Origin of the sequence: Sporosarcina sp. ZBG7A (assembly GCF_000813425.1) — a bacterium.
Lineage (GTDB): Bacteria > Bacillota > Bacilli > Bacillales_A > Planococcaceae > Sporosarcina.
Genome location: NZ_JWIB01000027.1, coordinates 51,974 through 64,222, shown reverse-complemented (window position 1 = coordinate 64,222; position 12,249 = coordinate 51,974). Strand labels below are relative to the sequence as shown.

The following is a 12,249-nucleotide window of genomic DNA, read 5'->3' as shown; positions in this document are numbered from 1 at the left end:
TTGACCAATTAGCGAGCTAACTCGCAAAACATACCCATTAGGAGGAACTATAATGACTAACGAACAAATCTTAGGCGCTATCAAAGAAATGACAGTTCTTGAACTTAACGACCTAGTAAAAGCAATCGAAGAAGAATTTGGCGTAACTGCTGCAGCTCCTGTAGCTATGGCTGGCGCTGGTGCTGGAGAAGCAGCTGCTGAGCAGACTGAATTCGACGTAGTTCTAGCAGCAGCTGGAGACCAAAAAATCAAAGTCATCAAAGTCGTTCGCGAAATCACTGGCCTAGGCTTGAAAGAAGCGAAAGAAGTTGTTGATAACGCACCTAAAGCTATCAAAGAAGGCGTAGAAAAAGCTGAAGCTGAAGAACTTAAAGCTAAGCTTGAAGAAGTAGGCGCTTCTGTAGAAGTTAAGTAATTAGTGGACTACGAAGAAAAACCTCGTCTTTGTCGACGGGTTTTTCTTCGTTTTTTTTATACCCGGATTTAATAAGTGAACAGTAGGGGGCATTCAGATGGCTGAGCATTACTATTCGAAAAATCCCGATGTGAAAAGCGAGCCGAAACAATGGCAAACGAATTTGCGCGGAACTAGCTTTGTTTTTGTAACTGATGCAGGCGTATTTAGTAAAGGGGAAGTGGACTTTGGTTCACGTCTACTCATCGATGCATTCTGTGCTCCGGACATTGAGGGGGATATTCTTGATGTGGGGTGTGGATACGGACCAGTAGGAATTTCTATTGCTTCATTGTTAAAAGACCGGACGATCCAGATGGTGGACGTGAACGAACGTGCATTAGCTCTATCCCGGACCAATTCCCAAAAAAATAATATTGAAAACGTCAAAATTTATGCCAGTGATGCGTTAGATGATGTTGAAACAAAAGAGTTCGCTTCGATATTAACGAATCCTCCGATTCGAGCTGGGAAAGAAACTGTTTTTAAAATTTATGATCAAGCAAGTGAACGCTTAGCTATTGGTGGCGAACTCTGGGTGGTTATTCAGAAAAAGCAGGGGGCTCCTTCAACTATTGCGAGATTAGAGGAGTTATTCGGTAATGCAGAAATTGTGGAGAAAAGCAAGGGCTATTACATCATTAAGTCAAAAAAACATTGACGCCGTGTAAGCCTTGTGATAGCATTATGAAATGCAACAATAAATATACTGCATTCGTGTGCCTTTTTATGCATTTGCATAAGTAATGAAAATGTTAGGCATACTGACGTTGGATAAAAGATTGGTAAATCGAAAATGAGCTCTAGCCGGAACTCGTTTTCTTTTTGTTTTTTCGATATCATACACTATTTTTTTGATTTCGAAAAGACTTTTATGAGGTGTTTGGTTAGACTTGGCGCTAATTTCGAACCGGCCCGAAATTGCCAGGTGACTAAACTAGCTCTATTAATGTCTTATGAGGGGTGAAAGAGTTGACAAATCACTTAGTTCAGTATGGTCAACACCGTCAGCGCAGAAGTTTCGCGAGAATTAGCGAAGTACTTGATCTGCCGAATCTGATTGAAATTCAGACGGAATCTTATGAGTGGTTTTTGGAAGAGGGACTGCGGGAAATGTTCCACGATATTTCTCCTATCCAAGACTTTACCGGAAATCTGTCATTGGAATTTGTCGATTATCAGCTTGGCGAGCCTAAATATCCAGTGGATGAGTCAAAAGAACGCGACGTAACATACGCTGCGCCACTTCGGGTGAAAGTCCGTTTGCACAATAAAGAAACTGATGATGTCAAAGAGCAAGATGTCTTTATGGGTGATTTCCCGTTAATGACAGAGAATGGTACTTTTATTATCAATGGTGCTGAGCGGGTTATCGTTTCTCAGCTCGTCCGATCACCTAGCGTATATTTCAACGATAAGACAGACAAAAATGGTAAACGCGGATTTGGTGCAACAGTCATACCTAACCGTGGAGCATGGCTTGAATACGAAACAGACGCAAAAGATGTTGTTCATGTTCGGATCGATCGCACTCGCAAACTGCCAATTACTGTCCTCTTACGTGCCCTTGGTTTTTCAAGTGATCAGGAGATTATCGATCTAATCGGTGATAATGAATACCTCCGAAACTCTCTTGAAAAAGATAATACGGAAAACTCGGAGAAAGCACTTCTTGAAATTTATGAGCGTTTACGTCCGGGTGAACCACCGACTTTAGATAGCGCGAAAAACTTACTGTTTTCTCGCTTCTTTGACGCTAAACGTTATGATTTAGCAAATGTCGGTCGCTATAAAATGAACAAAAAACTACACCTTCAAAATCGTTTGTTCAACCAAACAATTGCAGAAACTCTTGCGGACCCTGAAACAGGAGAAATTCTCATTGAAAAAGGACAACTAATTGATCGTCGTATGTTGGATAAATTACTTCCTTATTTTGAAAAAGGGGTGGGAGTAGAAGATTTGAAACAGATGGGCGGCGTGTTAGAAGACGACATTCGCATTCAATCTGTGAAAATCTACGCTCCAAAAGGCGAAGAAGGACAAATCATTAATGTCATTTCTAATGGCGTAATTGACGATTCTATTAAGCATGTTACACCTTCGGATATCATCGCTTCCATCAGCTTCTTCTTCAACTTGCTACACGGAGTAGGCGCAACTGATGACATCGACCATCTAGGGAACAGACGTCTCCGTTCTGTCGGGGAACTTCTGCAAAACCAATTCCGTATCGGTTTGTCTCGTATGGAACGCGTGGTCAAGGAACGTATGTCCATTAATGACACGCAATCGATTGTACCTCAACAACTGATTAACATCAGACCTGTTATCGCGTCTATTAAAGAGTTCTTTGGTAGCTCTCAGTTATCCCAGTTCATGGACCAAACAAACCCACTCGCAGAGCTGACGCATAAGCGTAGACTATCTGCACTAGGACCCGGTGGTTTAACACGTGAACGTGCTGGAATGGAAGTACGTGACGTTCACTACTCCCACTACGGTCGTATGTGTCCAATCGAGACGCCAGAGGGACCGAATATCGGGCTTATTAATACCCTTTCTACATTTGCGAAAGTAAATAAGTTTGGATTTATTGAGACTCCTTATCGGAAAGTAGATCCGGATACTGGACGCGTGACATCACGTATCGACTATCTAACTGCTGACTTGGAAGATAACTATGTAGTTGCTCAAGCCAATGCACTTCTGAACGAAGACGGTTCATTTGTTAATGAAGAAGTAGTAGGACGTTTCCAAGGTGATAACACTGTATTCAAGCGTGATCAGATTGATTACATGGACGTATCTCCAAAGCAGGTTGTCTCTGCGGCAACAGCATGTATTCCGTTCTTGGAAAATGATGACTCCAACCGTGCGCTTATGGGAGCGAACATGCAACGACAAGCAGTACCACTTCTGAACCCGAAAGCACCTTTCGTAGGTACAGGAATGGAGCACGTATCAGCACGTGACTCTGGAGCTGCCGTTGTATCGAAGCACGAAGGAATCGTTGAACACGTTGAAGCGAAAGAAATCCGCGTTCGTCGTATTAACACGATTGAAGGAAAAGAAGTTAAGGGTGACCTTGACGTCTACCGTCTATCGAACTTCATTCGTTCAAACCAAGGAACTTGTTACAACCAACGTCCAATCGTCAGTGTTGGGGATCGGGTTTCTAAGAAAGATATTCTCGCAGACGGTCCGTCAATGGAAAATGGAGAAATGGCTCTTGGTCAAAATATCCTTATTGCTTTCATGACATGGGATGGTTACAACTACGAGGATGCAATCATCATGAGTGAGCGTCTTGTTAAAGATGACGTCTTCACTTCTGTCCATATTGAAGAATATGAATCAGATGCTCGTGATACAAAACTTGGACCAGAAGAAATCACACGTGATATTCCGAACATCGGTGAAGATGCACTTCGCAACTTAGATGACCGTGGAATTATCCGTATTGGTGCTGAAGTTCATGATGGAGATATCTTGGTTGGTAAAGTAACGCCTAAGGGTGTAACGGAACTAACTGCAGAAGAACGTCTTCTACATGCAATCTTCGGTGAGAAAGCGCGTGAAGTTCGTGATACATCACTTCGTGTACCTCACGGAGCGGGTGGTATCGTTCTTGATGTGAAAGTGTTCAATCGTGAAGATGGCGATGAACTCGCACCTGGCGTAAACCAACTAGTTCGTGTTTACATCGTTCAGAAACGTAAAATCTCTGTTGGAGATAAGATGGCCGGACGTCATGGTAACAAAGGGGTTATCTCACGGATTCTACCTGAATCTGATATGCCATTTATGCCTGACGGAACACCAGTAGATGTCATGCTTAACCCACTAGGTGTACCATCACGTATGAACATCGGACAGGTACTCGAGATGCACCTTGGAATGGCTGGCCGTGCGCTAGGCGTTCACATGGCTTCTCCTGTATTTGATGGTGCGAACGAACAAGATGTATGGGATACGATGGAAGAAGCGGGAATGGATCGCGACGGAAAGACTGTTCTTTATGATGGTCGTTCTGGTGAAGCGTTCGACAACCGTGTTTCTGTCGGAATCATGTACATGATCAAACTTGCCCACATGGTTGATGACAAACTTCACGCCCGTTCTACGGGACCATACTCATTGGTTACGCAACAACCACTCGGCGGTAAAGCACAGTTCGGTGGACAGCGTTTCGGAGAGATGGAAGTTTGGGCACTCGAGGCTTATGGTGCGGCTTATACACTTCAAGAAATCTTGACAGTGAAGTCGGATGACGTTGTAGGTCGAGTGAAAACGTATGAAGCAATTGTAAAAGGCGACAGCGTTCCTCAACCAGGCGTACCAGAATCCTTTAAAGTTCTAATTAAAGAACTTCAAAGTCTTGGATTGGATGTTAAAATGCTATCCGAAGACTTCGAGGAAATTGAATTACGTGACTTAGAAGAAGACGATGATATGCAGCCAACGGATGCGTTAAACCTTATGAAGGAAGACCAGCCAGTCTGATTCGTAAGCGAAAGTTAATAAATGGGGGCACTGTCCCCCTTTTTTAAATGGTATAACAGGGCCGGCAAGTCAGCGACTAGACAAGAGGGAGGTAGGCTCCTTGGTAGATGTTAATAATTTTGAGTATATGAAAATAGGGCTAGCTTCTCCTGATAAGATCCGATCTTGGTCTTATGGTGAGGTAAAGAAGCCTGAAACAATCAATTATCGTACATTGAAGCCTGAAAAAGATGGGTTGTTCTGTGAGCGTATTTTCGGACCTACAAAGGACTGGGAATGTCATTGCGGTAAGTATAAGCGTGTTCGTTATAAAGGTGTCGTTTGTGACCGTTGTGGCGTAGAAGTCACACGTCAGAAAGTTCGCCGTGAACGTATGGGTCACATCGAACTTGCAGCACCAGTAACACACATTTGGTACTTCAAAGGTATCCCTAGCCGAATGGGACTAATTCTGGATATGACTCCACGCGCACTGGAAGAAGTAATCTATTTTGCTTCTTACGTAGTGGTTGATCCAGCGGATACGCCACTTGAGCGCAAGCAACTACTCTCTGAAAAAGAGTATCGGTTGTATCGTGAAAAGTACGGCTCCAAGTTCCAAGCACTTATGGGTGCTGAAGCTATTGAACAACTTTTATCTGCTATAGATTTAGATAAAGAAACAGAGAGCTTGAAAGAAGAGCTTAAGACAGTTCAAGGACAGCGTCGCACACGTGCGATCCGTCGTTTGGAAGTTGTGGAATCATTCCGTAACTCCGGAAACCATCCTGAATGGATGGTTCTTGAAGTACTTCCTGTTGTTCCGCCTGAACTACGTCCGATGGTTCAATTAGATGGTGGTCGTTTTGCGACTTCCGATCTGAATGACCTGTATCGTCGAGTGATTAACCGGAACAACCGTCTGAAGCGTCTATTGGATCTTGGTGCGCCAGGAATCATCGTTCAAAACGAGAAACGTATGCTTCAAGAAGCAGTCGATGCTCTCGTGGACAACGGCCGTCGTGGACGTCCTGTAACTGGACCGGGTAACCGCCCATTGAAATCTCTTTCTCACATGTTGAAAGGTAAGCAAGGACGTTTCCGTCAAAACTTACTTGGTAAACGTGTTGACTACTCTGGTCGTTCAGTTATCGTCGTAGGACCTAACTTGAAAATGTATCAGTGTGGACTTCCGAAAGAAATGGCGATTGAGTTGTTTAAACCATTCGTTATGAAAGAACTCGTTGAACGCGGTCTTGCGCACAACATTAAGAGCGCGAAGCGTAAAATCGAGCGATTGCATTCGGAAGTATGGGATGTCTTGGAAGAAGTAATTAAGGAGCACCCAGTTCTCTTGAACCGTGCCCCAACGCTTCACCGTCTTGGTATCCAGGCGTTCGAACCGATGCTTGTTGAAGGTCGCGCTATCCAGCTTCACCCACTCGTATGTACAGCATATAACGCTGACTTCGACGGTGACCAAATGGCTGTACACGTACCTCTTTCAGCAGAAGCTCAAGCAGAAGCTCGTCTTCTAATGCTAGCTGCACAAAACATCTTGAACCCTAAGGATGGTAAACCGGTTGTAACTCCTTCACAGGATATGGTACTTGGTAACTATTACTTAACTCTTGAGCGTCCAGGCGTTGTTGGAGAAGGTAAAACGTTCAGTAATATGAACGAAGCTTTGATTGCGTATCAAAATGGACATGTGCACTTGCACTCCCGTATTGCGATTGCAGCGAGCTCTCTCAAAAACCCTACGTTTACAGAAGAACAGAATAGCCAATTGTTAATTACGACAGTAGGTAAAGTAATCTTTAACGAGATTCTTCCTGAATCATTCCCGTATATTAATGAGCCAACTATGAACAATCTTCAAATTGAAACACCTGCTAAATACTTTGTGCCAGCCACAACGGATATTCCTAAACACGTCCAAGCTGCAGAAATCGTGTCACCATTCAAGAAGGCGATCCTTGGTGAAATCATTGCTGAGATCTTCCGTAGATTCCACATTACTGAAACTTCAAAAATGCTTGACCGTATGAAGAATCTTGGATTCAAATACTCGACACGTGCAGGAATTACAATTGGTATCGCTGATATCGTCGTACTTCCGGATAAGCATGAGATCTTGCAAGACGCACAAGCGAAAGTAGATAAAGTGACACAACAGTTCCGTCGCGGCCTGATTACAGACGAAGAACGTTACGATCGTGTTATTTCTTACTGGAGCCATGCGAAAGATGTCATCCAGGGCAAGCTGATGGAGTCTTTGGAAAACACAAATCCAATCTTCATGATGAGTGACTCTGGAGCCCGTGGTAACGCATCAAACTTTACACAGCTCGCAGGTATGCGCGGACTGATGGCCAACCCGGCAGGACGTATCATTGAATTGCCGATCAAGTCATCGTTCCGTGAAGGACTTACAGTACTCGAATACTTCATCTCCACACACGGTGCTCGTAAAGGACTTGCTGATACAGCCCTTAAAACTGCTGACTCAGGATATCTTACACGTCGTCTAGTTGATGTGGCGCAAGATGTCATTGTTCGTGAAGACGACTGTGGCACGGATCGTGGTCTTGAAATTTCAGCCCTCACTGAAGGTGTTGAAATGATTGAACCGCTTGATGAGCGTATTGAAGGTCGTCATGCTAAGAAGAAAGTACTTCATCCTGAAACAGGGGAAGTCTTAGTGGAAAGAGATCAGCTTATTACAGCGGATATCTCCCAGGCAATCATCGGTGCAGGCATTACATCAATGTCGATCCGTTCGGCGTTCACATGTAATACTAAACACGGTGTGTGTAAGAAATGTTACGGCATTAACTTGGCAACTGGAGAAGAGGTTGAAGTTGGAGAGGCAGTTGGAATTATTGCAGCTCAGTCAATCGGTGAACCAGGTACACAGCTTACAATGCGTACGTTCCACACAGGCGGTGTAGCAGGAGACGATATTACACAAGGTCTTCCGCGTATCCAGGAGATCTTCGAATCACGTAATCCTAAAGGGCAAGCTGTTATTTCACAAATCAAAGGTGTCGTTACAGATATCGATGAGATTCGTGAAGGGCAGAAAGAAATCACAATTAAAGGTGACGTGGAAACACGTAAATACCTTGCTCCATACAATGGTCGTTTGAAAGTTGATGTTGGAGATGAGATCGAACGCGGTCAAGCATTGACTGAAGGTTCGATTGATCCTAAAGAATTGATCGTTGTTAAAGACGTTTCAACTGTTCAGGAATACCTTCTTAAAGAAGTACAGAAAGTATACCGGATGCAGGGTGTTGAAATTGGGGATAAGCACGTTGAAGTCATGGTTCGTCAAATGATGCGCAAAGTTCGCGTCATTGAAGCTGGTGACACAGACTTGCTACCAGGTTCATTACTCGACATCCATCAGTTTGCGGATGCCAACAGAAAAGTTCTTAAAGCTCATAAACTTCCAGCGACAGCGCGTCCTGTAATCCTTGGTATTACAAAAGCATCGCTAGAAACAGAATCATTCCTTTCTGCAGCATCGTTCCAGGAAACAACACGCGTATTGACGGACGCTGCCATCAAAGGTAAAACTGATGATCTTCTCGGCTTGAAAGAGAATGTTATCATCGGTAAGCTCATTCCAGCAGGAACTGGTATGCAACGTTATCGTGGGATTGAAATGGATCGTGACGAAGTAGAAGAGGATGCAGTACCAGCAGAGTAATGAAATTGAAAATGGGAGGGGATAACTCCTCCCGTTTTTCTTTTTACTGTTGACACGAACTCTTACAGATGGTACTATACAAAAGGTTGATAGTTGAATGTCTGTACTTTGGAGGATGTCATCATGTCTTATGATAAAGTGACTCAGGCAAAGAAGCTGATCATCGGTACAAAGCAAGCGGTGAAAACGATTCGTCTGAATAAGGCGCATGAAGTCTTCATTGCACAAGATGCAGAAGAGCGGGTAACCACTCCTGTAATTGAAGAAGCAGCTCGTCAAGGAGTTCCATTATCATATGTTGATTCTCGGAATGAACTTGGAAAAGCATGTGGCATTCAAGTAGCTGCATCAGTGGTCGTCATCACTGATTAACGGTTTTTGCGCAAAAAATGTGCAAAGCCTTTGTTTTTACCCAAAAAATGAACCACCTGGATGTGTGGTCTTAAAAAGAAGTTGGAAGGAGGAAAAACCGATGCCTACAATTAACCAATTGGTCCGCAAACCTCGCCAGTCGAATACTAGCGGTTCAAAAGCTCCGGCACTTGGAAAAACGTATAACAGTTTCAAAAAGTCAATGACGAATGTCAACTCGCCACAAAAACGAGGTGTCTGCACACGTGTGGGCACAATGACTCCGAAGAAGCCAAACTCGGCTCTTCGTAAATATGCTCGTGTACGTTTGACAAACACATTGGAAGTTAACGCTTATATCCCTGGTGAAGGTCACAACCTTCAAGAGCACAGTGTTGTTCTAATCCGTGGAGGTAAAGTAAAAGACTTACCGGGTGTACGTTACCACATCGTACGTGGAGCACTTGATACTGCTGGTGTAACTGGCCGTATGCAAAGTCGTTCACACTACGGTGCGAAAAAGCCAAAAGAGAAAAAATAATAAATTAGCAACTATTTTGAAAGGAGGAACACACCATGCCTCGTAAAGGTCCAGTAGCAAAACGTGACGTTTTGCCAGATCCGATTTATAATTCGAAGCTTGTCAGCCGCCTCATCAACAAAATGATGGTAGACGGTAAGAAAGGTACTTCTCAGAAAATTTTATACGGTGCGTTCGAACTTGTTAAAGAACGTTCTGGAAATGATCCGATTGAAGTATTTGAAGCAGCACTTAACAATGTAATGCCAGTTCTTGAAGTTCGCGCACGCCGTGTAGGTGGAGCTAACTATCAAGTACCAGTTGAAGTTCGTCCAGAGCGACGTACAACTCTTGGTCTTCGTTACCTTGTGAACTATTCACGTACTCGCGGTGAAAAGACAATGGAAGAACGTCTTGCGAACGAAATTCTTGACGCATCAAACAACACAGGCGCATCTGTTAAGCGTCGTGAAGAAATGCACAAGATGGCAGAAGCGAACAAAGCATTCGCTCACTACCGCTGGTAAAATCCATTCGTTCATTAATTCGTTATTCCTATATGGAAGGAGCAATACAAAATGGGTAGAGAGTTCTCCTTAGAGAATACTCGTAACATTGGTATCATGGCTCACATCGATGCTGGTAAAACAACAACGACTGAGCGGATCCTTTATTACACAGGTCGTATCCACAAAATCGGAGAAACGCACGAAGGTGCGTCTCAGATGGACTGGATGGAGCAGGAGCAAGAGCGTGGAATCACAATCACTTCGGCTGCGACAACAGCAAGTTGGAAAGGCCACCGTGTAAACATCATCGATACTCCAGGACACGTAGACTTCACAGTTGAAGTTGAACGTTCACTTCGTGTACTTGATGGTGCTGTAACGGTTCTTGATGCACAATCTGGTGTTGAACCACAGACAGAAACAGTTTGGCGTCAAGCGACAACATATGGCGTTCCACGTCTCGTATTTGTCAACAAGATGGACAAAACTGGAGCTGACTTCCTTTACTCGGTTGGCACACTCCATGACCGTCTTCAAGCGAATGCTCACCCAATCCAATTACCAATTGGTGCGGAAGATGACTTCGAAGCAATCATCGACCTAGTCGAAATGAAAGCTAACTTCTATCCGGATGATACTGGTATGAACGTTGAAGTCAAAGAAATTCCTGAAGAATACCGTGCGGATGCAGAAAAAGCTCGCGAGCGTTTGGTTGAAGCTATCGTAGATTTCGATGAAGTACTCATGGAAAAATACCTTGGCGGAGAAGAACTCTCAGTCGAAGAACTTAAAAATGCAATCCGTAAAGCAACATTGGCTGTAGAATTCTACCCAGTTGTTTGTGGTACTGCTTTCAAAAATAAAGGAGTTCAACTTGTACTAGATGCTGTCATCGACTACTTGCCAGCTCCAACTGATCTACCACCAATGATGGGGATCAACCCTGAAACTGAACAAGAAGAAGAACGTAAAGCTAGCGATGAAGCACCTTTCTCTGCACTTGCGTTCAAAGTTATGACTGACCCTTACGTCGGTAAACTTACATTCTTCCGTGTTTACTCAGGTGTCTTGCAGTCGGGTTCTTATATCAAGAACTCTTCAAAAGACAAGCGTGAGCGTGTAGGTCGTATCCTACAAATGCACGCTAACCACCGTGAAGAAATTTCCGAAGTTCACGCAGGAGAAATTGCTGCTGCTGTTGGACTTAAAGATACAGGAACTGGCGATACGCTTTGTGACGACAAAGCTATGATCATTCTTGAATCTATGGAATTCCCTGAGCCAGTTATCTCTGTTGCGATCGAGCCAAAAACAAAGGCTGACCAAGACAAAATGGGACAAGCTCTAGGTAAACTTCAAGAAGAAGATCCAACGTTCCGTGCACACACTGACCAGGAAACTGGTGAAGTCATTATCGCTGGTATGGGTGAGCTCCACTTGGATATCATCGTTGACCGTCTGCGTCGTGAGTTCAAAGTGGAAGCAAACGTTGGTGCTCCTCAAGTATCGTACCGTGAAACGTTCCGCAAGGGTGCTGAAGTCGAAGGTAAATTCGTACGTCAGTCTGGTGGACGTGGACAATTCGGACACGTTTGGATCGAATTCGAACCAAACGAAGAGGGCGCAGGATTTGAATTCAAGAACAACATCGTTGGTGGTGTAGTTCCTCGTGAATACATTCCAGCAATCGAAGCAGGTGTGCGTGACTCCCTTAATAACGGTGTTCTTGCAGGTTATCCTTTGATCGACATTAAGGCTCGTCTATTTGACGGTTCTTACCATGATGTTGACTCAAACGAAATGGCCTTCAAAATCGCAGCATCTATGGCTTTGAAAAACGCAGTAGCTAAATGTGATCCAGTACTTCTTGAGCCAACAATGAAAGTTGAAGTCATCATCCCAGACGAATACATGGGAGATATTATGGGTGACATCACTTCTCGTCGTGGACGCGTAGAAGGAATGGACGCACGTGGTAATGCACAAGTCGTTCGTGCTATGGTTCCTTTGGCAGAAATGTTCGGTTATGCGACATCTCTCCGTTCGAACACACAAGGACGCGGCGTCTTCTCAATGACTTTCGACCACTACGAAGAAGTGCCGAAATCAGTTGCAGAAGAAGTCATTAAGAAAAATAAAGGCCAATAATTGAAATTTGGCTATAAATCAAGTATAACTACCTTGTAAGCTATGGAACGGAGGTCGCGCGGCC

At 44.0% G+C, this 12,249-nt stretch carries 8 protein-coding genes; all 8 read left to right on the top strand.

Annotated features, from left to right (window positions below; all coding sequences use genetic code 11):
* Positions 1–52: 52 nt before the first annotated feature.
* Positions 53–415, top strand: a complete 363-nt coding sequence (gene rplL, locus RL70_RS10335) for a 50S ribosomal protein L7/L12 (protein ID WP_039043322.1) — start codon at positions 53–55, stop codon at positions 413–415.
* Between the two features lie 97 nt (positions 416–512).
* Entirely contained in the window at positions 513–1,115 is a 603-nt protein-coding gene (locus RL70_RS10330) for a class I SAM-dependent methyltransferase (RefSeq protein WP_039043321.1), read from the top strand.
* Between the two features lie 302 nt (positions 1,116–1,417).
* Entirely contained in the window at positions 1,418–4,960 is a 3,543-nt protein-coding gene (rpoB, locus tag RL70_RS10325; protein ID WP_197054107.1) for a DNA-directed RNA polymerase subunit beta, read from the top strand.
* Between the two features lie 100 nt (positions 4,961–5,060).
* Positions 5,061–8,657 carry a DNA-directed RNA polymerase subunit beta' gene (gene rpoC / locus RL70_RS10320; RefSeq protein WP_039043319.1) on the top strand — a complete coding sequence of 1,199 codons (3,597 nt, stop codon included), beginning with the start codon at positions 5,061–5,063 and terminating at the stop codon, positions 8,655–8,657.
* A gap of 123 nt (positions 8,658–8,780) precedes the next feature.
* Entirely contained in the window at positions 8,781–9,029 is a 249-nt protein-coding gene (locus RL70_RS10315) for a ribosomal L7Ae/L30e/S12e/Gadd45 family protein (protein ID WP_039043318.1), read from the top strand.
* Positions 9,030–9,129: 100 nt separating this feature from the next.
* Positions 9,130–9,549 (top strand): 30S ribosomal protein S12, encoded by a 420-nt coding sequence (gene rpsL, locus RL70_RS10310; RefSeq protein ID WP_025782821.1) that lies wholly within the window; start codon positions 9,130–9,132, stop codon positions 9,547–9,549.
* Between the two features lie 35 nt (positions 9,550–9,584).
* On the top strand, positions 9,585–10,055 hold the full coding sequence (gene rpsG, locus RL70_RS10305) for a 30S ribosomal protein S7 (protein ID WP_025782820.1): 471 nt from the start codon (positions 9,585–9,587) through the stop codon (positions 10,053–10,055).
* Between the two features lie 51 nt (positions 10,056–10,106).
* Complete coding sequence (fusA, locus tag RL70_RS10300; RefSeq protein WP_039043317.1) at positions 10,107–12,185, top strand: elongation factor G; 2,079 nt, start codon at positions 10,107–10,109, stop codon at positions 12,183–12,185.
* The last annotated feature ends 64 nt before the right edge of the window (positions 12,186–12,249 follow it).